The organism is Pseudomonas sp. RL_105y_Pfl2_101 (assembly GCF_963970585.1).
GTDB lineage: Bacteria > Pseudomonadota > Gammaproteobacteria > Pseudomonadales > Pseudomonadaceae > Aquipseudomonas.
The window spans coordinates 1-23,545 of sequence record NZ_CAXAPG010000011.1; the positions used below are offsets into that span (position 1 = coordinate 1).

General features: G+C 61.5%; 20 protein-coding genes. 9 read left to right on the forward strand and 11 right to left on the reverse strand.

Going from position 1 to position 23,545, the window contains the following annotated elements:
* Positions 1-736, reverse strand: a 736-nt coding sequence (istA, locus tag AACY31_RS14430; protein ID WP_339504663.1) for an IS21 family transposase, incomplete at its 3' end; no start/stop codon positions are given.
* A 464-nt stretch (positions 737-1,200) separates the two neighbouring features.
* Between istA and AACY31_RS14435 the strand changes: the two genes are divergently transcribed.
* The 9 genes from AACY31_RS14435 (at position 1,201) to AACY31_RS14475 (ending at position 11,603) form a co-directional block, all read left to right on the forward strand.
* Positions 1,201-2,883 (forward strand): flavin monoamine oxidase family protein, encoded by a 1,683-nt coding sequence (locus tag AACY31_RS14435; protein ID WP_339504664.1) that lies wholly within the window; start codon positions 1,201-1,203, stop codon positions 2,881-2,883.
* A 12-nt stretch (positions 2,884-2,895) separates the two neighbouring features.
* Positions 2,896-3,690, forward strand: a complete 795-nt coding sequence (locus AACY31_RS14440) for a carbon-nitrogen hydrolase family protein (protein ID WP_339477206.1) — start codon at positions 2,896-2,898, stop codon at positions 3,688-3,690.
* A gap of 62 nt (positions 3,691-3,752) precedes the next feature.
* Entirely contained in the window at positions 3,753-6,191 is a 2,439-nt protein-coding gene (pqqF, locus tag AACY31_RS14445; protein WP_339504666.1) for a pyrroloquinoline quinone biosynthesis protein PqqF, read from the forward strand.
* 173 nt (positions 6,192-6,364) lie between these two features.
* Positions 6,365-6,439, forward strand: a complete 75-nt coding sequence (pqqA, locus tag AACY31_RS14450; protein ID WP_003177660.1) for a pyrroloquinoline quinone precursor peptide PqqA — start codon at positions 6,365-6,367, stop codon at positions 6,437-6,439.
* Between the two features lie 80 nt (positions 6,440-6,519).
* Entirely contained in the window at positions 6,520-7,431 is a 912-nt protein-coding gene (gene pqqB / locus AACY31_RS14455) for a pyrroloquinoline quinone biosynthesis protein PqqB (RefSeq protein WP_339477212.1), read from the forward strand.
* Between the two features lie 211 nt (positions 7,432-7,642).
* Positions 7,643-8,395 carry a pyrroloquinoline-quinone synthase PqqC gene (pqqC, locus tag AACY31_RS14460; protein WP_339477215.1) on the forward strand — a complete coding sequence of 251 codons (753 nt, stop codon included), beginning with the start codon at positions 7,643-7,645 and terminating at the stop codon, positions 8,393-8,395.
* A complete protein-coding gene (gene pqqD / locus AACY31_RS14465) occupies positions 8,392-8,667 on the forward strand; it encodes a pyrroloquinoline quinone biosynthesis peptide chaperone PqqD (protein WP_339477217.1) in 276 nt (91 codons plus the stop codon). The genes pqqC and pqqD overlap by 4 nt, the downstream gene beginning before the upstream one ends.
* A complete protein-coding gene (pqqE, locus tag AACY31_RS14470) occupies positions 8,639-9,808 on the forward strand; it encodes a pyrroloquinoline quinone biosynthesis protein PqqE (RefSeq protein ID WP_339477219.1) in 1,170 nt (389 codons plus the stop codon). Before pqqD ends, pqqE begins: the two co-directional genes overlap by 29 nt.
* Positions 9,774-11,603 carry a S9 family peptidase gene (locus tag AACY31_RS14475; protein ID WP_339477220.1) on the forward strand — a complete coding sequence of 610 codons (1,830 nt, stop codon included), beginning with the start codon at positions 9,774-9,776 and terminating at the stop codon, positions 11,601-11,603. The genes pqqE and AACY31_RS14475 overlap by 35 nt, the downstream gene beginning before the upstream one ends.
* Positions 11,604-11,666: 63 nt before the next feature.
* Here AACY31_RS14475 and AACY31_RS14480 read toward each other — a convergent pair whose 3' ends face one another.
* From AACY31_RS14480 to bioF, 10 genes are all read right to left on the reverse strand, one after another.
* A complete protein-coding gene (locus AACY31_RS14480; protein ID WP_339477223.1) occupies positions 11,667-11,825 on the reverse strand; it encodes a YqaE/Pmp3 family membrane protein in 159 nt (52 codons plus the stop codon).
* 346 nt (positions 11,826-12,171) lie between these two features.
* Positions 12,172-13,950 carry an acyl-CoA dehydrogenase C-terminal domain-containing protein gene (locus AACY31_RS14485; RefSeq protein ID WP_339504669.1) on the reverse strand — a complete coding sequence of 593 codons (1,779 nt, stop codon included), beginning with the start codon at positions 13,948-13,950 and terminating at the stop codon, positions 12,172-12,174.
* 219 nt (positions 13,951-14,169) lie between these two features.
* Positions 14,170-15,966, reverse strand: coding sequence for an acyl-CoA dehydrogenase C-terminal domain-containing protein (locus AACY31_RS14490; RefSeq protein ID WP_339477227.1), 1,797 nt, complete (start codon positions 15,964-15,966; stop codon positions 14,170-14,172).
* Between the two features lie 91 nt (positions 15,967-16,057).
* On the reverse strand, positions 16,058-17,347 hold the full coding sequence (locus AACY31_RS14495) for a GGDEF domain-containing protein (protein WP_339477230.1): 1,290 nt from the start codon (positions 17,345-17,347) through the stop codon (positions 16,058-16,060).
* A gap of 266 nt (positions 17,348-17,613) precedes the next feature.
* Positions 17,614-19,419, reverse strand: a complete 1,806-nt coding sequence (locus tag AACY31_RS14500; RefSeq protein ID WP_339477233.1) for a phenylacyl-CoA dehydrogenase — start codon at positions 19,417-19,419, stop codon at positions 17,614-17,616.
* 275 nt (positions 19,420-19,694) lie between these two features.
* On the reverse strand, positions 19,695-19,991 hold the full coding sequence (locus AACY31_RS14505) for a pyrroloquinoline quinone biosynthesis protein PqqE (protein ID WP_339477236.1): 297 nt from the start codon (positions 19,989-19,991) through the stop codon (positions 19,695-19,697).
* 121 nt (positions 19,992-20,112) lie between these two features.
* The gene (gene bioD, locus AACY31_RS14510) at positions 20,113-20,793 is read right to left on the reverse strand and encodes a dethiobiotin synthase (RefSeq protein ID WP_339477239.1); all 681 of its coding nucleotides are present in this window, start codon (positions 20,791-20,793) and stop codon (positions 20,113-20,115) included.
* Positions 20,790-21,602 carry a malonyl-ACP O-methyltransferase BioC gene (gene bioC / locus AACY31_RS14515; RefSeq protein ID WP_339477241.1) on the reverse strand — a complete coding sequence of 271 codons (813 nt, stop codon included), beginning with the start codon at positions 21,600-21,602 and terminating at the stop codon, positions 20,790-20,792. Before bioC ends, bioD begins: the two co-directional genes overlap by 4 nt.
* On the reverse strand, positions 21,595-22,326 hold the full coding sequence (locus AACY31_RS14520; protein ID WP_339477243.1) for an alpha/beta fold hydrolase: 732 nt from the start codon (positions 22,324-22,326) through the stop codon (positions 21,595-21,597). Before AACY31_RS14520 ends, bioC begins: the two co-directional genes overlap by 8 nt.
* On the reverse strand, positions 22,319-23,497 hold the full coding sequence (gene bioF, locus AACY31_RS14525; RefSeq protein WP_339477245.1) for an 8-amino-7-oxononanoate synthase: 1,179 nt from the start codon (positions 23,495-23,497) through the stop codon (positions 22,319-22,321). Before bioF ends, AACY31_RS14520 begins: the two co-directional genes overlap by 8 nt.
* Positions 23,498-23,545: the final 48 nt, after the last annotated feature.

A 23,545-nucleotide genomic window follows, 5' to 3' on the forward strand; every position in this document is an offset into this window, starting at 1 on the left:
TGTCCTTGGGTTTACGCGAGCGCGCGGGCAGCACGGCTACGCCGTAATGCTCGGCGAGATCGCGGTAACTGGGGTTGATATCCGGCTCGTAGCGATGCGCCTTGGTGACGCCGCTGCGCAGATTGTCGGGCACCAGGATCTGTGCGGTGCCGCCGAAAAAAGCAAAACAGCGGGCGTGCGAGCCCAGCCAGTCGGGCAGTTTCTGCGACCAGGTGGCCTCAGCGAAGGTGTAGCTGGAGGCGCCGAGGACGGCGACAAAAATCTGGGCCTGGCGGATCTCTCCGGTTCGCCGGTCGATGATCGGCACGGTCTGACCCGCGTAATCGACGAACAGTTTTTCGCCGGCGCGATGTTCCTGGCGCATGACCACGTCGACCTTGGCCGCCCAGAGGCGGTAGTGCTCGCAGAACCAGCTGTATTGGAAGCCTTGCGGATGGGCGAGTCGGTACTCTTGCCAGAGCAGGGCCAAGGTTACGCCGGGGCGGCGTAGCTCGGCGTGGACATGAGCCCAGTCCGGTACCGGACGTTGATCACTGGGGACAGCGGGCGGCGGCGGAAAAAGATGCCGTTGCAACTCGGCGTCAGTCAGCGCAGACGGCCAGGTAAGACCGCTGGCAGCAAAGCGATTGAGGTACTCACCGACGCTAGCTCGACCTACTTGCAAGCTGATAGCGACCTGGCGGGCAGATAGGCCGACCTCGAATTTAAGACGTAGCACTTCTCGAATCTTACGCATGGATAACCGCTCCACGACGACCTCTCTGCTTCGATAAAAGAGGTCGATGGTAGTGAATTAATCCTGCGTTGCTGCCTGCCTTAAGGGTGGCCGGATGACCGTGGAATGGGTGGCCGGATCATCGTGGAATCAGTGGCCGGATGTTCATGGAATAGGTGGCCGGATGGCCGTGGAATCCGCAGTCTAAACCCTGCATCACTTAACCTGTGGGAGCGAGGCTGCTCGCGATGGCATTAATTCACTCAGCACCTTCATGGACTGACATACCGCTATCGCGAGCAAGCACGCTCCCACAGGGGACCCGTTTCGTCACTATGATTTATAAATAGATCAAAATGACTGACATGCACTCAAAACGACGACATATTGTGTCTTATTAACGTGCTCCACCCTCCCTAGAATGGCTGGCATCTTTCCTATACTCAGACGCGAACACTGCGTCGAGTCGCCCACCAAGGTCAGCCATGAACAAGAACAATCGCCACCCAGCAGACGGTAAGAAGCCCATCACCATTTTCGGGCCGGACTTTCCTTTCGCCTTTGACGACTGGATCGAGCATCCGGCCGGCCTGGGCAGCATTCCCGCCCACCACCACGGTACCGAAGTGGCGATTGTCGGTGCCGGGATCGCCGGTCTGGTGGCGGCGTACGAGCTGATGAAGCTGGGCCTCAAGCCGGTGGTCTACGAGGCATCGAAGATGGGTGGGCGCCTGCGCTCACAAGCGTTCAATGGCGCCGAAGGGGTGATTGCCGAGCTGGGCGGCATGCGTTTTCCGGTGTCATCCACCGCGTTCTACCATTACGTCGACAAGCTGGGCCTGGAGACCAAGCCGTTCCCCAACCCGCTGACCCCGGCTTCCGGCAGCACGGTCATCGACCTGGAAGGCCAGACCTACTACGCACAGAAGCTGGCGGACCTACCTGCATTGTTCCAGGAAGTCGCCGATGCCTGGGCCGATGCGCTGGAAGATGGCTCGCGCTTCGGCGACATCCAGCAGGCCATCCGCGACCGCGACGTGCCACGCCTCAAGGCGCTGTGGAACACCCTGGTGCCCCTTTGGGACGACCGCACCTTCTACGACTTCGTCGCCACCTCCAAGGCCTTCGCCAAGCTGTCGTTCCAACACCGCGAAGTATTCGGCCAGGTCGGTTTCGGTACGGGCGGCTGGGATTCGGACTTCCCCAATTCGATGCTGGAAATCTTCCGTGTCGTAATGACCAACTGCGACGACCACCAGCACCTGGTGGTCGGCGGCGTCGAGCAGGTGCCCCACGGCATCTGGAACCACGTGCCCGAACGCTGCGTACACTGGCCGGCAGGTACCAGCCTGAATGCTTTGCACCTGGGCGCCCCACGCGGCGGCGTGAAGCGCATTGCCCGCGCATCTGATGGCCGGTTCAGCGTGACCGACGTCTGGGACAACACCCGCGAATACGCCGCGGTGCTGGTCACCTGCCAGAGCTGGCTGCTGACCACCCAGATCGAGTGTGAAGAAGCACTGTTCTCGCAAAAAATGTGGATGGCCCTGGACCGCACCCGCTACATGCAATCGTCGAAGACCTTCGTGATGGTCGACCGGCCATTCTGGAAGGACAAGGACCCGGAGACCGGCCGCGACCTGATGAGCATGACCCTGACCGACCGTCTTACCCGTGGTACCTATCTGTTCGATAACGGGGACGACAAGCCAGGGGTGATTTGCCTGTCGTATTCCTGGATGAGCGACGCGCTGAAAATGCTCCCGCACCCGGTGGAAAAACGCGTGAAGCTGGCCCTCGATGCCCTGAAGAAAATCTATCCCAAGGTGAACATCGCCGCACGGATCATCGGTGACCCGATCACCGTATCCTGGGAAGCCGACCCGCATTTCCTCGGGGCCTTCAAGGGCGCCCTGCCCGGCCACTATCGCTACAACCAGCGCATGTATGCGCATTTCATGCAGGACGACATGCCAGCCGAACAGCGCGGGATCTTTATCGCCGGTGATGACGTCTCATGGACACCGGCCTGGGTCGAAGGCGCGGTACAGACCTCACTCAATGCCGTGTGGGGAATCATGAAGCACTTCGGCGGTGAAACTCACGCCGAGAACCCGGGCCCAGGTGATGTGTTCCATGAGATCGGTCCGATCGCTCTGCCCGAATAAAAGGAGTTATTGATGCGTGTAGCCCTCTACCAATGCCCGCCGCTGCCACTGGACCCAGCCGGCAACCTGCAACGCTTGCACCAGGTGGCACTGGAAGCCAGGGGCGCCGATGTGCTGGTGCTGCCGGAGATGTTCATGACCGGCTACAACATCGGCGTCGACGCGGTGAATGTATTGGCCGAGGTCTACAACGGCGAGTGGGCGCAACAGATCGCCCGCATTGCCAAGGCCGCAGGCCTGGCGATTGTCTATGGCTACCCTGAGCGCGACGAAGACGGACATATCTACAACGCCGTGCAGCTGATCGACGCCCAGGGCGAGCGCCTGACCAACTACCGCAAGAGCCACCTGTTCGGTGACCTCGATCACGCCATGTTCAGCGCCGGCGACGCCGCATTGCCCATCGTGGAGCTCAATGGCTGGAAGCTCGGCCTCCTGATCTGCTACGACCTGGAGTTTCCGGAAAATGCCCGACGCCTGGCCCTGGCCGGTGCCGAGCTTATCCTGGTGCCTACCGCCAACATGCAACCCTACACGTTCATCGCCGACGTCACCGTGCGGGCCCGGGCCATCGAGAACCAGTGTTTCGTGGCGTACGCCAACTACTGCGGCCAGGAAGGTGAATTGCAGTATTGCGGCCAAAGCAGCATCGCCGCACCGAATGGCAGCCGCCCGGCCCTTGCTGGGCTGGATGAGACCTTGATCGTCGGAGAACTGGATCGACAACTGATGGAAGACTCCCGCGCGGCCTACAACTACCTGCACGATCGACGCCCTGAGCTTTACGACGACCTGCACAAACACTGATTGAGGATTGAGAACGCGGCCTAATCCGCTAGCATGAGCGCATCTTTGTTCTGGAAGCGCTCATGCCGGCCCCCGACTCCCTCCACCCCCACACTGAAACCCTGGCCAACGGCTTGCGGGTGACATTGCGTCATGTCCCAGGCCTCAAGCGCAGCGCTGCGGTACTGCGAGTCGCGGCTGGCAGCCATGATGCGCCCTTGGCCTGGCCGGGATTGGCGCACTTGCTCGAGCATCTGTTCTTCCTCGGCACCGAGCGTTTTCCCGTTGGGGAGAACCTCATGGCCTACGTGCAGCGCCACGGCGGCCAGCTCAATGCCCGCACCAGCGAACGCACCACGGATTTTTTTTTCGAATTGCCACCCGCAACCTTCGTCGACGGACTGGAACGATTGTGGGACATGCTCGCCCACCCACGCCTGGATGAAGCCGATCAGTTGCGCGAACGGGAAGTGCTGCACGCCGAGTTCGTCGCCTGGTCCCAGGATGCTGCGGCCCAGCGACAGCTTGCCTTGCTTGACGGCCTGTCGGCGGCCCATCCGTTGCGCGGTTTTCATGCTGGCAATCGCGACAGCCTCGCGGTGACGCAAGCCGAGTTCCAAAGCGCATTGCACGACTTCTATCGCCGCTTTTACCAAAGCGGCCAGATGACCCTGAGCCTGGTCGGCCCGCAAAGCATCGACGCCTTGAAAGCATTGGCTGAACAATTTGGCAGCCATGTACCGGCCGGCGAAGCGCTTGCCAGGCCGGCACCGCCAAAGCTGATGGCAACGTCCCAGACGAGTTATCAACAGGGCCACGAGGGTTGCCTTGATCTGCTGTTCGCCTTCGAAGATTTGCCCGCCGCCTCGCCTCAAGCCCTGGACTTTCTCTGTACGTGGCTGAACTCCAGCAAACCAGGCGGCCTGCTCGCCACGCTGCGTCAGCGCGGCCTGGCTGACAGCCTTAAAGCCACCGTGCTGTATGAATTTACCGGGCAGGCGCTGCTGCACATCGAACTCAAGCATGCCGACGCTCAGGTAGCGGCGCAGATCCAGCCGCTGCTGCACGACTGGCTGGGGTTCTTTGCCGCCCAGGACGACTGGGCGCCGCTGCGCCAGGAGTTCACCGCACAGCTGGTGCGTCGGCAGGAGACAGGGTCGGCCTTGCAGGTGGCCCGCGGGGACGGTGACGGGTGTGGCGCGCCGCTGCTGGCGAACGACCTCGTGAGGCTCAGGGAAATTCTCAAGCAACTGCACCCTGTCGATAACATCATCGAACAATGGCAATTGCCCGCGCCCAACCCGTTCTTGCAAATGCCAAGCGAAGCGCCCCGCGCCGGACTGATACGCGGCCAGACCAGCGCCCACCGCGGCTTGCGAACCTTCGCCCAGGACCGCTCCCGGGGTCGCCGGGAACGCTCGCCGATGCAGTTCAGCCAGGCGCTGCCGGACAACGCTCGTGACGGCGCGGTGTACCTGCGTTGGCAACTGACGACCCAGGCACCGCTCGACTTTCCATTCAGGCTCGACCGGCACCTGCAGGATGTGCGTGAGGATGCTCGCCAGGCTGGCGTGGACGTCAGCTTCGAACCCTCCGGTCATCAATGGCTGCTGAAACTGGTCGGCTTGCAGTCGCCGATACCGCTGGTGCTCGAACACCTGCTGGTAAAGCTTGCGCAACCACTGCCAATGGCCCGCACCGTTCACGAAACCCCGCCGATACCGATTCGACATCTGTTGAAGGCGCTGCCGAATCACTGCCGGCACAACCGGCAATCATCAGCGCTGCCAGTGCCCGACTGCGACCAAAGTGTGTGGGCAACGGCCCGATGGGACGGGCTGTCCATCGGCCTGTCGGCCGCCACCCAAGGGGCGCTGGGCCCTGCGTTGGCCCGGGTGCCGGGCATCGTCGGCGATCAAGCCAGCCAGGTACCGGCACCTCGCGGGCAACGCACCTGGCATACACTCCAGACTCACGGCGAAGAACCGGCCGTATTGCTGTTTTGCCCGACAGCCACCTCGACACTGGCCGACGAAGCCGCCTGGCGGTTGCTGGCGCAGCTGTGTCAGACGCCGTTCTACCAGCGCCTGCGCGTGGAGTTGCAGTTGGGTTATGCGGTGTTCAGTGGGTTGAAACAGATCGACGGGCAAACCGGAATGTTGTTCGGCGTCCAATCACCCAGCCTCTCGGCGCCGCAACTGAGCGCCCACATCGAGCAATTCCTGACCGGGTTACCGGCGCTGATCGAGCAGCTCGATGACTCATCCCTGACCGGCCAGCAGCAGGCGCTCGCCGCCCAACTCCAGAGCACCGCCCTGCCCTGCGCCCAGGCCGCTGAGCTACTCTGGCAGGGCACGCTGGCCGGCCACCCGTCGGATTATCTTGAGCAACTGTCCGCTGCCATCGTGTGCCTGGATCGCACGCAGCTGCAAATGGCCGTCCAACACTTGATCGAGGCTGAAGGGGGATGGTATTGCCTGAGCAACGGAACCTGCCCGAGAGAGCGCTGGCAAGCGGCGTAGTGATCATTACAGGGGGTGTAATGAGCTTTCTTCGAGAATCACGGCGAACGAACATGTCAGATTTAGTAACATAGGCGCCTAAGCATCTGAACATCTCCGAAAGGAGGTGGACTATATGTATAGGTCTCAACCGTTCTATCTAACGAAAGCACCCCAACCAAAGGAGTATTCCCATGTCCTGGTCCAAACCCGCATATATCGACCTGCGTATCGGTTTCGAAGTCACCATGTACTTCGCCAGCCGTTGAATGCTGCAGGCGATTAAGCACGCAGCACTACGCCTCGGTCAGCCGAGGCGTTTTTATTTCGGTTTGCAGATGGAGCAGCCATGTTCGTCCAGATTCTAGGTTCTGCCGCCGGTGGCGGTTTCCCCCAGTGGAACTGCAACTGCGCCAATTGCGCAGGTTTTCGCGACGGCAGCCTGCGGGCCCAGGCGCGCACCCAATCGTCCATCGCCCTGTCCGATGACGGTGTGAACTGGGTGTTGTGCAACGCCTCCCCGGACATCCGCGCCCAGCTCCAGGCGTTTGCCCCGATGCAGCCGGGCCGGGCCCTGCGCGACACCGGCATTGGCGCGATCATCCTGATGGACAGCCAGATCGACCACACCACCGGCCTGCTCAGCCTGCGTGAAGGTTGCCCGCATCAAGTCTGGTGCACCGACATGGTCCATGAAGACCTGAGCACCGGCTTTCCGCTGTTCAACATGCTGACCCACTGGAACGGCGGGTTGAGTTGGAATCGCATCGAACTCGACCAGAGCTTCACCATCGCCGCCTGCCCGAACCTGCGCTTCACCCCGCTACCCCTGCGCAGCGCCGCACCGCCCTACTCACCGCATCGCTTTGACCCGCACCCGGGTGACAACATCGGGTTGATCGTCGAAGACCTGCGCACGGGCGGCAAGCTGTTCTATGCCCCAGGCCTGGGCAAGGTCGACGCGTCGTTGTTGGCGCTCATGGCCGGCTGCGATTGCCTGCTGGTGGACGGCACGATGTGGGACGACGATGAAATGCTGCGCCGTGGCGTCGGCACCCGCACCGGTCGGGAAATGGGCCACCTGGCCCAGAATGGCCCCGGCGGCATGCTGGAAGTACTGGAACAAGTGCCTGGACCGCGCAAAGTCCTTATCCATATCAACAACACCAACCCGATCCTGGACGAAGACTCGCCCGAGCGAGCTGAGCTTGTACGTCGAAAGATTGAAGTGTCTTACGACGGAATGAGTATTGAGTTGTAGGAAGGACGCGACGATTGTGGGAGTGGGTGTGCGCTGTGTCAGCCAATCGCTGCTGGCTGATGAGACGCCATCGCGAGCAGGCTCGCTCCCACAGTAATTTGAGTCGTACCGGATATTTCATGCGTTACAGATCGAGTGTGGGAGCGAGCCTGCTCGCGATGGGGCCAACCCTGACGCCACAGAATCCACGGGAATTGCCCGGAGAACCACAATGACTAACACCCCCCTGTCCCCCGCCGAGTTCGAAGCCGCCCTGCGTGCCAAGGGTGCGTATTACCACATCCATCACCCATATCACGTGGCGATGTATGAAGGCCGTGCCACTCGCGAGCAGATCCAGGGCTGGGTCGCGAACCGTTTTTACTACCAGGTCAATATTCCGCTCAAGGACGCCGCGATCCTGGCCAACTGCCCGGACCGGGAAATCCGCCGCGAGTGGATCCAGCGCCTGCTCGACCACGACGGCGCTCCCGGCGAAGACGGCGGCATCGAAGCCTGGTTGCGGCTGGGCCAGGCGGTGGGCCTGGACCCCGATCAACTGCGTTCCCAGGAGCTGGTGCTACCCGGTGTGCGTTTCGCCGTGGATGCCTATGTCAACTTCGCCCGCCGGGCCTGCTGGCAGGAAGCCGCCAGCAGCTCGCTGACCGAACTGTTCGCCCCGCAGATCCACCAGTCGCGCCTGGACAGTTGGCCCCAGCATTACCCATGGATCGACCCGACCGGCTATGAATACTTCCGCACCCGCCTGGGCCAGGCCCGGCGTGATGTAGAGCATGGCCTGGCAATTACCTTGCAGCACTACACCACCCGCCAAGGGCAGGAGCGCATGCTGGAAATTCTCCAGTTCAAACTGGACATCCTCTGGAGCATGCTCGACGCCATGAGCATGGCCTATGAATTGAACCGCCCGCCCTACCACAGCGTGACCGAACAACGGGTGTGGCACAAAGGGATCGCCTTATGAGTTTCGACCGCAGTAAAACCCCGCACTGGCGCCCCGGCTATCGCTTCCAGTACGAACCGGCCCAGAAAGGTCACGTGCTGCTCTATCCTGAAGGCATGATCAAGCTCAACGACAGCGCGGCGTTGATCGGTGGCCTGATCGATGGTGAACGAGATGTCGTGGCCATCATCGGCGAGTTGGCGAAGCAGTTCCCCGACGTGCCGGAACTCGGTGACGACATCGAGCAATTCATGGAGGTCGCCCGTGCACAGCACTGGATCGAACTTGCCTGAGAGCAGCGGTCTGCCGCCCAAGCCTGAAGTCGGCTTACCGCTGTGGTTGCTGGCGGAGCTGACCTATCGCTGCCCACTGCAATGCCCGTACTGCTCCAACCCGCTGGACTTTGCCGAGCAGGGCCAGGAGTTGAGCACCGAGCAGTGGTTCAAGGTCTTTCGCGAAGCCCGCGAGATGGGCGCCGCGCAGTTGGGCTTTTCCGGCGGCGAACCGTTGGTGCGCCAGGACCTGGCCGAGTTGATCGGCGAGGCACGCAGGCTGGGGTTCTATACCAACCTGATCACCTCCGGCATCGGCTTGACCGAGCAGAAAATCAGCGACTTCAAGAAGGCCGGCCTCGACCATATCCAGATCAGTTTCCAGGCCAGCGACGAGCAGGTGAACAACCTCCTGGCCGGTTCGAAGAAAGCCTTCGCGCAAAAACTGGAAATGGCCCGGGCGGTAAAGGCCCATGGTTATCCGATGGTGCTGAACTTCGTGACCCATCGGCACAACATCGACAAGATCGATCGCATCATCGAGCTGTGCATTGCCCTGGAAGCCGACTTCGTCGAGCTCGCCACATGCCAGTTCTACGGCTGGGCGCAGCTCAACCGCGCCGGCCTGCTGCCCACCCGGGAGCAACTGGTGCGCGCCGAGCGCGTCACCAACGAATACCGCGCCAAGCTGGAAGCCGAAGGCAACCCGTGCAAGTTGATTTTCGTTACGCCGGACTACTATGAAGAACGCCCCAAGGGCTGCATGAACGGCTGGGGCAGTATTTTCCTCACCGTCACGCCGGACGGCACGGCATTGCCCTGTCACGGTGCCCGCCAGCTGCCGGTGCAATTTCCCAACGTGCGCGACCACAGCATGCAGCACATCTGGTACGACTCGTTCGGCTTCAACCGCTTCCGCGGTTATGACTGGATGCCCGAACCGTGCCGCTCCTGCGATGAAAAAGAAAAGGACTTCGGCGGCTGCCGCTGCCAGGCGTTCATGCTCACAGGCGACGCCAGCAACGCCGACCCTGTGTGCAGCAAGTCCGAACATCACGGGGTGATTCTGCAGGCGCGTGAAGACGCCGAGCACGCCACGCAAACCATTGAACAATTGGCCTTTCGCAATGAACGAAACTCGCGCCTCATCGCCAAAGGTTGAGCCTTTCAGCGCCGCCCAGGCCGTTGCCGCCGGCACCGACTTCGCCGAACTGCAGCTGGGGCCTTTGGGTCTGTTTTGGAATGAATACCGCCCCGCAGACGGCGCCTGCCGGATCTGGCATTGGCAAGACGCCATGCCTCGCTGCCTGACACCGGACGGGTTCAGCGCGCGCAGCCGGATCTATGAATACGGCGGCGGATCATTCTGCCTGAGTCATGACGGTGTGCTGTTCGTCAATGAGGCCGACCAGCAGCTGTACCACCAATCCCTGAATGACGAACGCCCCGTGGCGCTGACCTCGGGTGACTGCCGCTATGGGGATCTAGGCTTCGTCGACGGCCAGGTATTGGCGGTGGAAGAACACGCCAATCAGCATCGCCTAGTGTCGATCGGGTTGGCGGATCATCAACGGCATCTGCTGGCCGAAGGCGCTGATTTCTATGCTTCGCCGACCGTGAGCCCGGACGGTCAGCGGCTCGCCTGGATCGAGTGGAGCCGTCCGCATCAACCATGGACCGCAACGCGCTTGATGCTCGCCGAGCGCAACGCTACGGGTTGGGGTGAGCCGCGCTGTGTCGCGGGCAACGGTGAAGAAGAGTCCATCCAGCAACCGCGCTTCGACGCGACCAGTCGTCTTTATTGCCTGACTGATCGCGGTGGTTATTGGCAGCCTTGGATGGAGTCGGCCCAGGGCCTGAAACCGCTGCCCGCCGCCCAAGCCGATCATGCCCCAGCGCCTTGGCAACTGGGTGGTTGTACCTGGCTGCCGCTGGGTGAACACACGTACCTGGCCAGTTGGACCGACGCGGGCTTCGGACGCCTGGGCCTGTGCCAAGGAGACGATGCCGATGAGGACTTCACCGGCACCTACACCCGCTTTCGCAGCCTGACGCTGGATGAGCAGTTCATCTACGCCGTTGCAGCCTCGCCGACCCACCCATCGGCGATCATTGCCATTGAGCGGCATAGCCACGAAGTGGCCGTGCTGGCCGGCGGCATCACGCCATTACCCGTCGAACAGATCAGCCGCCCTCGAACCCTGCGCTATCCATCCGCGTCAGGGGAGGCCCACGGGTTCTTTTACCCGGCCATGAACGCACCCGCAAAACCGCCATTGGTGGTGTTCATTCACGGCGGCCCCACCTCGGCCTGTTATCCCCTGTTCGACCCGCGTATCCAGTATTGGACCCAGCGTGGCTTTGCCGTCGCCGATCTCAACTACCGCGGCAGCAGCGGCTATGGCCGGGCCTATCGGCAGGCGTTGCATTTGAATTGGGGCGTGGTGGATGTCGAGGATGCCTGCGCGGTGGTCGCCTATCTGGACGAGCAAGGCCTGATCGACGGCCGTCGTGCGTTCGTTCGAGGCGGCAGTGCCGGTGGCTACACGACCCTTTGCGCCCTGGCATTCCACGATGTATTCCGGGCCGGCGCCAGCCTCTATGGCGTGAGCGACCCTGTCGCCCTGGGCCGTGCCACGCACAAGTTCGAAGGTGACTATCTGGACTGGCTGATCGGCGATCCGCAACAGGACCTCGAACGCTACCGCGCCCGCACCCCACTGCTGCACGCCGGGAACATCCGGGTGCCGGTGATCTTTTTTCAGGGTGAACTGGACGCTGTGGTGGTACCGCAACAAACCCGCGACATGGCCAGTGCTCTACAGGCCAACGGCGTGGCGGTCGAGGCGCACTACTATCCCGATGAACGCCACGGTTTTCGCAAGGCCGCGAACCAGGCCCATGCGCTGGAGCACGAGTGGTTGTTCTATCGCAAGGTGATGGATAGCGACCTATAGGACACCAAAAAACTATGGGAGTGAGCTTGCTCGCTCCCACAGGGGGTTCTATAACCGATGAATTCAGCGCTTGGCGATGATGTACACCGCATGCACGATGCCGGGGATATAACCCAGCAGTGTCAGCAGGATATTCAGCCAGAAAGCCCCGCCGAAGCCGACCTGCAGGAACACTCCCAGTGGCGGTATCAGGATGGCGATAATGATGCGAATGAAATCCATGGATGACTCCCTGATCGACGATGGCCAAATTGCCCTATAGCTCATTGACCCCATGCCGCTCGCCAGGGTTCAGTGAATCGCAACCAGAAGCAGCCCCGATGGTGGGTGCCTGACAGGAACAAAAAACGCGCACAAAAAGAAAGCCCCGCCGAAGCGGGGCTTTGCAGACTGTTTCCCTGACATCCATTTCACTCTGCCGTCCTGGCAGAATCCTACGTATCCATGTTGTTACTCTGCGCGTCCTGCGCTACATCCATGGAAGCTAGATTAGCCCTGGATCCAATCCGTCGATAGAGGGAAAACGCCAGCACGACGTGTAAGATAATGCTTACACATCGTCATCATTTCAGAACTGGCCGGATTCCAACAGGAACAGCGACTCGCTGCCCGCCTTGACCGAAGCGCTCAAGGAATGAATACGCGGCAGCAGGCGGGCGAAATAGAATCGCGCCGTGCCCAGTTTGCTCGCGTAGAAATCATCCTGGTTTTCTTTGCCCAAGGCCGCCCTGGCCATCAGTGCCCACATGTAGGCATACGCGATGTAGCCAAACGCCTGGAGATACTCCACCGACGCCGCGCCGATTTCGTTCGGGTTGCTTTTCGCCCGGTCCAACAGCCAGTCGGTCAATTCGTCCAGCGTGCCGACAGCGCTGTTCAACGGCTTGATGAACTCCGCCAGATCGCTGTTCGCGGTGGCCGTGAAGTGACGGATTTCATCGGCGAACAACTTGTAGAACGCACCGCCGCTGCCGACGATCTTGCGCCCCACCAGGTCCAGCGCCTGGATACCGTTGGTGCCTTCGTAGATCTGGGTGATACGCACATCGCGCACCAGTTGCTCCTGGCCCCATTCACGAATGTAACCGTGGCCGCCGAACACCTGTTGACCATGGACGGTGGTTTCCAGGCCCAGGTCGGTCAGGAAGGCCTTCGCCACCGGTGTCAGCAACGCCACCAGGTCTTCGGCGCGCTTGCGTGTGGTTGGGTCTTCGCTGAACTTGGCGGTATCCAGTTGCATCGCCACGTAGGTAGAAAAGGCCCGACCGCCTTCGTTCGAGGCTTTCATGGTCAGCAGCATCCGACGCACGTCGGGGTGGACGATGATCGGGTCAGCGACCTTGTCCTTGTTCTGCGCACCGGTTGGCGAACGACTTTGCAGGCGGTCACGGGCATATTCGATGGCGTTCTGGTAGGAACGCTCACCGGAGGCCAGGCCTTGGATGCCAACCCCCAGGCGCTCGTAGTTCATCATGGTGAACATCGCCGCCAGGCCCTTGTTCGGCTCGCCTACCAGATGACCCACGGCTTCGTCGAAATTCATCACGCAGGTGGCGGACGCCTGGATGCCCATCTTGTGTTCGATAGAGCCGCAGTTGGCTGCATTGCGCGCGCCCAAGCTGCCGTCGGCATTGACCATGAACTTGGGCACCAGGAACAGCGAGATGCCCTTGGGACCTGCCGGCGCGTCCGGCAGTTTCGCCAGCACCAGATGAATGATGTTCTCGGTGAGGTCGTGTTCACCGCCGGTGATGAAAATCTTCGTGCCGCTGACCTTGTAGGAACCATCGGCCTGGGGCTCAGCCTTGGTACGAATGATCCCCAGGTCCGTACCGGCGTGAGGCTCGGTCAGGCACATGGAGCCGGCCCAGATGCCGGCGTACATGTTCGGTAGGTACGCCGCTTTCAGTTCTTCGCTGGCATGGGCATTGATCGACAGGCAAGCGCCGGCGGTCAGCATCGGGTACAGACCGAAGGACAGGCTGGCGGAGTTGACCATTTCCTCGACCTGGGCCGACACGGCCTTGGGCATGCCCATGCCGCCGTACACCGGGTCACCCCCGACACCGACCCAACCGCCTTCAGCGTAAGTCTTGTAGGCCTGTGGGAAACCTGCCGGCGTGGTGACGGCGCCGTCGGCCCAGTGGCAACCTTCTTCGTCAGCGGAGCGGTTGAGGGGCGCGATGCTTTTGCTGGTGACTTTGCCGGCTTCTTCAAGGATCGCTTCGACCGTTTCGGCATCCACGGTGTCGGCCAGCGCCGGCAATTGGGCCCAGAGTTTCGCGACCTCGAACACTTCATTGAGGACGAAGCGCATATCGCGCAGGGGCGCTTTGTAGTCAGCCATGGCAAACCTCGCAGGATCTAAACAGTTGGTTCGTAAAAGACGGTTTTCGCAATGACCTGAGTGTACCTCAACAACTTTTGCGACACATAGGGTCAACCCATGACTGTTTTGTTATTTTTAGTCACCAACAAGAATCGCAGGCTTCGCCAGCTCCTACGGGGAATACGCATTTCCATGTAGGATCTGACGAAGCCTGCGATCGTTGGCATTCACCCTCAATCAAAGCGCAAACAACTCCGCCGGCAGCTTCATCAGGCAATCACTCCCCGCCTCGACGGCAGCCCGATGGGCGGTCGTGCGCGGTAGCAGACGTTTGAAGTAAAACTCACACGTCGCCAATTTACCCTGACAGAAATCCCCATCACCGTGGCCGCTGTCAAGCTGCGCCTGGGCTACCAAGGCCATGCGCACCCACAGGTAGGCCAGGATGATGTAGCCGCTGTACATCAGGTAATCCACGGAGGCGGCCCCCACCTCATCGGGATTCTTCATGGCCGCCATACCGACCTGGGTGGTCAGTTCACCCCATTGCTGGTTGAGTCCGTTCAGTTGGGCGACGTACTCCTTGAGCTGCGGATGCCCGGCGTTCGCGGCGCAGAAGGTGTGGACGATTTTGGTGAAGCCTCGCAACAACTTGCCCTGGCTACCCAGCACTTTGCGCCCCAGCAAATCCAGGGCCTGGATGCCATTGGTGCCCTCGTAGATCGGCGCAATGCGACAATCTCGCACCAATTGTTCCATGCCCCATTCGCGAATGAAGCCGTGACCGCCGAACACTTGCATGCCGTGGTTGGTCACTTCCAGCCCGGTGTCGGTCATGAAGGCCTTGCAGATCGGGGTGAGAAATGCCAACAGGTCATCGGCCTCCTGGCGGGCGGATTCGTCCGGGCTCAGGTGCGCGGTATCGAGCAGTTGCGCGGTGAAATACGTCAGCGCCCGGTTGCCTTCGTTGAAGGCCTTCATGGTCAGCAACATTCTGCGCACATCGGGATGGACGATGATCGGGTCGGCGGCCTTTTCCGGCACCTTGGGGCCGGTCAGCGAGCGCATCTGCAAACGGTCGTTGGCGTACTTGATCGCGCCCTGGAAGCTCGCCTCGCCCAGGCACAGGCCCTGCATGCCGGTGCCGAGCCGGGCGTGGTTCATCATGGTGAACATGCAATTGAGGCCCTTGTTCGGCTCGCCGATCAGGAACCCCTTGGCCCCATCGAAATTGAGCACGCAGGTGGCCGATGCCTTGATGCCCATCTTGTGTTCGATCGAACCGCAGGAAACGCCATTGCGCGCCCCTGCCTCACCCGTGGCGTCGGGCAGGAACTTGGGCACGATGAACAGCGAGATGCCCTTGGTCCCGGCGGGAGCATCTGGCAACTTGGCCAGCACCAAGTGGATGATGTTATCGCTCATGTCGTGTTCGCCAGCGGAAATGAAGATCTTGCTGCCGGAGATCGCGTAGCTGCCGTCGGCCTGGGGTACGGCGCGGGTTTTGATGATACCCAGGTCGGTGCCGCAGTGGGCTTCGGTCAGGCACATGGTGCCGGTCCACTGGCCGGCGGTGAGTTTGCTCAGGTAGGCCTGTTTCTGTTCTGCCGTGCCGTGGGCGTGAATCGCCGACATGGCGCCGTGAGTCAGGCCCGGGTACATGCCCCAGGAGGTGTTGCTGGAGCCGATCATCTCGCTGATGACCAGGCCCAGGGAGCTGGGCAAGCCCTGGCCGCCATACGCCGGGTCCACCGCCAGCCCATGCCAGCCGCCCTCCACGTACTGTGCGAAAGCCTGCTTGAAGCCTGTCGGTGTGGTGACTACGCCGTTGTCGAAATGACAACCTTCTTCGTCACCGGAGCGATTGAGCGGCGCCAGCACGTTCTCGCAGAACCTGGCGCCTTCCTCGATAATCGCGCTGACCATGTCCGGGCTGGCATCGCTGGCGCCCAGCTCGGCATAGCGGCCATGGAAATCGAAGACGTGATCGATCAGAAAGCGCATGTCGCGCAGCGGGGCTTTGTACTCGGGCATGGTGGTCTTCTCCGGTAGCAGATCGTTTCAACCTACTGCCGGCCACCCAGGCCCACAATCACAGTCCAGACGCTGAATGCGCCGTCATCACTCAACCCGCGGCAGCCTCCATGCGCACCGCGCCGCGGCGGCTCTGCCCGAAGGCAATCACACAGTTACGCCCCGCGCCCTTGGCGTTATAGAGCGCCTGGTCGGCGGACTTGAGCACTTCTTCAGGCGTGCGTTGCTCAACGCGCTCCGCGACGCCGATGCTCACCGTCACCGAGACGCTGGACGTTCCGGCGCCGGAACGGCGCTGGCGGCCTTGCTGATCGTCCTGGGGACGACTGTCGGGGTTGCGCAGCTGGATGGCGTACGTCTCGATGGACTGACGGATGACTTCCAGATGGGGCATGCACTCGTCGATGGTCTTGCCTGCGAACACCAGGGCAAATTCCTCACCGCCATAGCGATACGCCCTACCGCCACCGCCGATTTTCGACAATTTGCTGGCCACTAGGCGCAGGACCTGGTCACCCACATCGTGGCCGTGGGTGTCGTTGAATTTCTTGAAGTGGTCCACGTCGCTCATCGCCAGCACATAATTGCGACCCAGGCGCTGCATGCGTTCGTTCAGCGCCCGACGCCCGGGCAGGCCGGTGAGCTCGTCACGGAAGGCCATTTGATAGGCCTCGTGGGCAACCGCCGCGGCGATCATCAGCATCACCTGGCTGCACATGATGTTCAGGGTGAACGGCAGGATGAAGGTTTTCGGCAGCATCCAGAACAACCCCAGCACCCCCACCAATTGCGCAGCATGCAGTGGCCGGGGGTTGCGCCAATATTGCCAGGCCAGCAGCAGGAACGCGGTGGCGAACATTGGGTAAGACAATTGGATCAAGCTCATCCAGGCGCCGTGCAACGCCGGCCAGCGGATCTCAGAAAGCCACAACAGCAGGGCCTGGGGAAAACTCTGCTCCAGGGCCAGCGCCACACTGCCAAAAACCAACAACACCGCGAACCGCGCCACCATGTCCTGGAACAGATGGGTGCGCTCCTGCCAGGCGGCGAACAGCCCGAACAATAGTGGCAGCAACAGGCAAACGAGATGGAACACCACCGCCGCGTCTTCGCGCACCTTGCCGTTATCGCGGTAGAAGTCAGTCTGGGTATCCAGCAAGAAATAGGCGATGTACACCGTGACCATCAGAAACAGCTCACGTTGACGTCGGTAAACCGCGCAATACGCCCCGCCCAGCAATAACACCAGTGTCGGGAGGACGTTGAACAGCGAGGTGAAGAAAACGTTGAGATCCTTGACGTAGGCAGCTGCAAGCCCCGCTAGCAACAACAGCAATGACGGTAGGAAATGGCTTAGACGTACAGCGGAAGAACGCGGCAAGGGTAAAGCTCCGACCCGGCTGATCAAGGATGGCATTGTGCCTGCAACTGGAGCAGTAAGGCACGCGAGACGTGACAGATGTCACACTGCCATCGCTGTAACGGCAGAGGGGACGGTTTTCTTAGGGTCGAGTTGGATGAATGTTTTTTCGAAATGTTTAGAGATCCCCCTGTGAGAGCGGGCCCGCTCCCACAAGGTGATTTACGGCGGACATGAAAAAGCCGCTGCTCCCGAAGAAACAGCGGCTTGGAAGAACCGCGTTAGGCTTAGTAGCCCAGCGCGAAGTCCTCTTCCTTCATGTCCATCAGGTTGTTGGCGCCCGACAGCATGGTTGCCACGTGGGTACGGGTACGCGGCAAGATGCGCTGGAAGTAGAAACGCGCGGTCTGCAGCTTGGCAGTGTAGAAGGCTTCTTCAGTGGTGCCGGCTGCGAGTTTTTCCGCCGCCAGGCGCGCCATGTCGGCCCAGAAATAGGCCAGGCAGGCGTAACCGGAGTACATCAGGTAGTCCACCGACGCCGCGCCGACTTCTTCGCGATCCTTCATGGCCGCCATACCGACTTTCATGGTCAGCTCGCCCCATTCCTTGTTCAGCGCAGCCAGGGGTTCCACGAACTCCTTGACCGCTTCGTTGCCTTCGTTGCCCTGGCAGAACTTGTGGACGATCTTGGTGAAACCCTTGAGCGCCTCACCCTGGGTCATCAGCACTTTACGACCCAGCAGATCGAGGGCCTGGATGCCGGTGGTGCCTTCGTACAGCATAGAGATACGGCTGTCGCGAACGTTCTGCTCCATGCCCCACTCGGCGATGAAGCCGTGGCCGCCATAGATCTGCACGCCATGGTTGGCCGATTCGAAGCCGACTTCGGTCATGAAAGCCTTGGCGATAGGCGTCATGAACGCCAGCAGCGCATCGGCTTTTTTCTTCTCTTCTTCATCCTCGCCGTACTTGACGATGTCGACCTGCTTGGCGGTGAAGTAGACCATCGCCCGGTTACCTTCGGCGAAAGCCTTCATGGTCAGCAGCATGCGACGCACGTCAGGGTGCACGATGATCGGGTCGGCGGCCTTGTCTGGCGCTTTCGGGCCGGTCAGGGAACGCATTTGCAGGCGATCACGGGCATATTTCAGACCGCCCTGGAAGCCGATCTCGGCGTGGGCCAAGCCTTGCAGCGCGGTGCCCAGGCGTGCGGTGTTCATGAAGGTGAACATGCAGTTCAGGCCTTTGTTCGCCGGGCCGATCAGGAAACCGGTGGCCGCGTCGAAGTTCATCACGCAAGTGGCGTTGCCGTGGATGCCCATCTTGTGTTCCAGGGAACCACAGCTCACCGCGTTGCGCTGGCCGATGGAACCGTCCGCGTTAGGCAGGAATTTTGGAACGATGAACAGCGAAATGCCCTTGGTGCCAGCCGGTGCGTCCGGCAGGCGCGCCAGCACGATGTGGACGATGTTGTCAGCCATGTCGTGTTCGCCGGCCGAAATGAAGATCTTCGTACCGGAAACTTTGTAGGAACCGTCGGCCTGAGGCTCGGCCTTAGTGCGCAGCATGCCCAGGTCGGTGCCGCAGTGCGGTTCGGTCAGGCACATGGTGCCGGTCCATTCGCCGGAAACCAGCTTGGTCAGGTAGGCCTCTTGCTGTTCGGGCGTACCGTGCTCGGAAATCGTGTTCATCGCGCCATGAGACAGGCCCGGGTACATGCCCCACGACCAGTTGGCTTCACCGACCATCTCGCTGACCGCTAGGCCCAGGGATTCCGGCAGTCCTTGACCACCGTGCTCGACGTCGTGGGCCAGGCTTGGCCAGCCGCCTTCGACGAATTGCTTGTAGGCTTCCTTGAAACCCGTCGGGGTCTTCACGCCGGACTCGCTCCAGGTGCAACCTTCGATGTCGCCCACGCGGTTCAGCGGAGCCAGCACCTGCTCACAAAACTTGGCGCCTTCTTCGAGAATGGCGTCAACCATGTCCGGAGTTGCATCCTGGCAAGCCGGAAGGCTCTGATAATGCGCTTCGTAGCCAAGCAGTTCGTCACGAACGAAGCGAATATCACGCAAGGGGGCCTTGTAGTCAGGCATAGCGATAAACCTCTGCTGATGTAACCGGGAATGAACGACCGCGTGGATTTGTTGTAGCGGTCAAACAGCTGTTTGAAACATACGTTTACGCCCAAATCTTGTCAAGCGCCGATCTTTTGCCGTTCATCATCAGCCGAAAAAAATGTCGGACACGGGAAATCCATCGCGCTGAAGAATCCGCGATGTGCGTAGGAAAATATTAGTTGAGCAATAAGACGTTAGAGGCAAGAACGCCGCGAATAATCGCGGCGTTCTCGAAAATCTGAAGAGCAGGATCAGGCGAAGGTATCGATCAACGTACCGAGCATTTCGTCGGATGCCTTGGCCACGTTCACGCCCAACTGCACCTGGGACTTGCCTTGGGACAGTTCGACCATGTTGCTGGTCAGGTCCGACTGCTGGCTACGATCCACTGACCGCAGGCGATCAACCTGGACTTCGGACGACTGGCTGGTGACCGAACGCTCGATCGTGGTGTTGGCAATCTGGCCGGCCGCCTGATCGACACGGTTCTGCCCTGTCTGAATCGTGCTCAGACCGGCATAGAACGCGGTGTTTCCTGAGATTTCCATGGCAGGGCTCGTCTTCTTGAAGGGTCGACAATGGCTATTGAATCAGAACCCCAAGGAAAAGACCCGACAAAAACACTAATGGCACAGTGCCTTGTCATAGTAAAAACCTTCCCTTGGATGATTAATCCAGCAAATCCAGGTGCAGATGCTCAGCCACGATATCGGCCGTAATGCCTTTGACCCTCGGCACGCGCCCCAGACACGGCGCCGGGAGGCGTTCGGCCAAGGTGGCGAGATTTTCTTCCAGGCGCGAGGTCTTGGGATCGATGATATTCGCCACCCAACCGGCCAGTTGCAGGCCGTCCCGGGCGATGGCCTCGGCGGTCAGCAACGCATGGCTGATACAACCCAGGCGCACGCCCACCACCAGGATCACCGGCAAGCCCAGAGCCATCGCCAGATCCGAAAGATTATCCTGATCGGCCAACGGCACGCGCCAGCCGCCCGCACCCTCTATCAAGGTGAAATCGGCCTCCAGGGCCAGCACCTCACGCATCGGCCCCAACAAGGACTGCACCGTCAGCGCCACGCCGGCTTCCCGGGCGGCCAGGTGCGGCGCGATGGCCGGCTCGAATGCCAGCGGATTGACCTGGGCATACTCAAGCGGCACCGAGCACTCGGCCAGCAGCGCCAGGGCATCGGCATTGCGCAGGCCCTTGGGCGTGACCTCACAACCGGAGGCCAAGGGCTTGCCGGCGGCGGTGCTCATGCCGGCCTGGCGCGCGGCGTGCAGCAGCCCCGCCGCGACGGTGGTCTTGCCCACGTCGGTGTCAGTGCCGGTAATGAAATAGGCTAGGCTCATAGCGGTTTCTCCAAAACGGCGTAGACCACCTGGTAAGTCGCCGGCAGCCCTTGCGCCTGACGAAACGGCTCATAGGCTTCAACCAGCGCCAGGATCCGCGCCCTGCCGGTCAAGCCGCCGGGGCGACCGGGGTTCAGATTGTGGGCGCCCAAGGCCTTCAATTCGTGAGTCAGACTGCGCACGTCGGGGTAATGCAACACATGGGGACGGTTTTCAAGGCTGACGACATTCAGCCCGCTGTCCGCGCAAAGGTGTTGATACGTCTCGAACCCACGAAAACGGTTGACGTGCACCAAGCCATCCACCTGACGCCAACTGTCGCGCAACTCGTACAGTGTGCCTACGCAGAGGCTGGTGAAGGCAAACACCCCGCCCGGTTTCAACACACGATGGGCCTCGCTCAGCACCGCGGTAAAATCGGCACACCACTGCACCGCCAGGCTGGAGAACACCAGGTCGCAGCTGGCCGCTTGCAAAGGCAACCGCTCAGCGTCGCCAGCGACAAAATGCGCGGCGCCACCTTGGGGACGAGCATGGTTGAGCATGCCCTCGGCGATGTCCAACGCCAGACCGGAAGTCACGCCAAAACGCGCGCCCAGGGCCCGGGTGAAATAGCCGGTGCCGCAACCCAGGTCCAGCCAACGTTGCGGGACAAACGAAGACGGCAAGCGCCCGAGCAACTGTTGGCCCACGTCGCGTTGCAGTTCGGCCACGCTGTCATAGCTGGTTGCCGCCCGGGAAAACGAAGCCGCCACCTGGCGCTTGTCGGGCAAGGCACCGGGCAATTGGGGAAGAGACAGATCAGTCATCGCCGGACTCATGCAAAAAAGCCTGGATCGCCCCCGCTACACCGTGCGGGTCCTCCAGAAGGAATCCGTGGCCGGCCTGTTCGATCAGACCGATTTCGACATCCGGCAGCAAGGCCAGCAATTCACCCGCGGCCTCGGCCGGCACCAGCGCATCGAGCCCGGCAAACAGATGCAGTTGCGGGCCACCAAAGCGCTGCAATGCGGCGCGAGTGTCCAATTGAGCCAGCAGTTCGAGCCCGGCCATCAAGACCTCGGGCGATGTACTCGGCGCCCCGGCCAATAACAACCGCGACAACCCGCGTGGATCACTGCAGCCCTGGGCGCACAACAAACTGAAGCGCTTGAGGGTCTGGCGTGGATCGGCCGCACAGCCAGCGAGGAAGCCATCGAAGGTCTGGCCGTCCATCGCGCTCGGCCATTGCTCATGGGCGACAAAGGACGGATTGCTCGCCAGGGTCAGCAGACCGCGGCAGCGCTCACCCCGATGCGCCGCCAGCGCCGCGGCCAGCATCCCGCCCAGGGACCAACCGCCCAGCCAGGCGTCCTGAGGCACGGTGGCGTCCAACTCTTCGAGCCATTCATCGGGGTCGTTCGATACCAACGCCGGCAACGGTTCGATTTCCACTCGCCAGTGTTCGTCGAGCCCTTGCAATGCCGCCGCCAGCGGCTCCAGTGGTGAAACGCCCAACCCCCAGCCCGGCAGCAGTATCAGTCGATCACGCATCGCTTGGCTCCGGTCCCAATAGGGCAAAACACTCGGCCAGTGCATTCAACAATAGCTGCACCTGGGCCTCGCTGTGGGCGGCGGTCAGGGTCACGCGCAAACGGGCGCTGCCGGCCGGTACGGTGGGTGGGCGGATCGCCGTGACCATCAACCCGCGCTCACGCAGCATCTGCGACAAGCGCATGGCCCGCCCCGCATCGCCAATCAGGATCGGCTGGATCGGCGTGAAGCTGTCCATCAAGTGCAGGCCGATCTGCTCGGCGCCCTGGCGGAACTGACGAATCAGCACCTGCAAGTGCTCGCGCCGCCAATGCTCGCTGCGCAGCAGTTCAAGGCTCTTGAGCGTGGCGCAGGCCAGGGCCGGCGGTTGACTGGTGGTGTAGATATAGGGGCGAGCGAATTGGATCAGGCTCTCGATCAATTCTTCACTGCCGGCGACAAAAGCCCCGGCGGTGCCAAAGGCCTTGCCCAGAGTGCCCACCAGCACCGGCACGTCATCCTGACTCAGGCCAAAATGCTCGACGATACCGCCGCCATGGGCCCCCAGCGGACCGAAACCGTGGGCATCGTCGACCATCAGCCAGGCGCCCTTGGCCTTGGCTTCACGGGCCAGGGCCGGCAGGTCGGCAATGTCGCCGTCCATGCTGAACACGCCGTCGGTGACCACCAGAGTATTGCCGGTGGCTTTCTCCAGACGGCTGGCCAAACTCGAGGCATCGTTGTGCAGGTACCGGTTGAAACGCGCACCGGACAACCGCCCAGCGTCGAGCAGCGAAGCATGATTGAGGCGGTCTTCCAGCACTGTGTCGCCCTGCCCCACCAGCGCAGTGACGGCGCCGAGGTTGGCCATGTAACCGGTGGTGAACAACAACGCCCGCGGGCGGCCGGTCAGGTCGGCCAAGGCTTCTTCCAGGGCGTGATGAGGGCCACTGTGGCCGACCACCAAATGGGAGGCGCCACCCCCGACCCCCCAACGGAGCGCCCCGGCGCGCCAGGCTTCGATCACTTGCGGGTGATTGGCCAGGCCCAGGTAATCGTTGTTGCAGAACGCCAGCAACGGCTGGCCGTCCACCACCACTTCCGGGCCCTGCGGGCTTTCGAGCAGCGGGCGCTGGCGATAGAGGTTGTCGGCACGACGGGCAGCCAGGCGTGCGGCGAGATCGAAGGGCATGCAGGCCTCGGGGTGAACCACTGATTTAAGACGGGATGAGATCCCCTG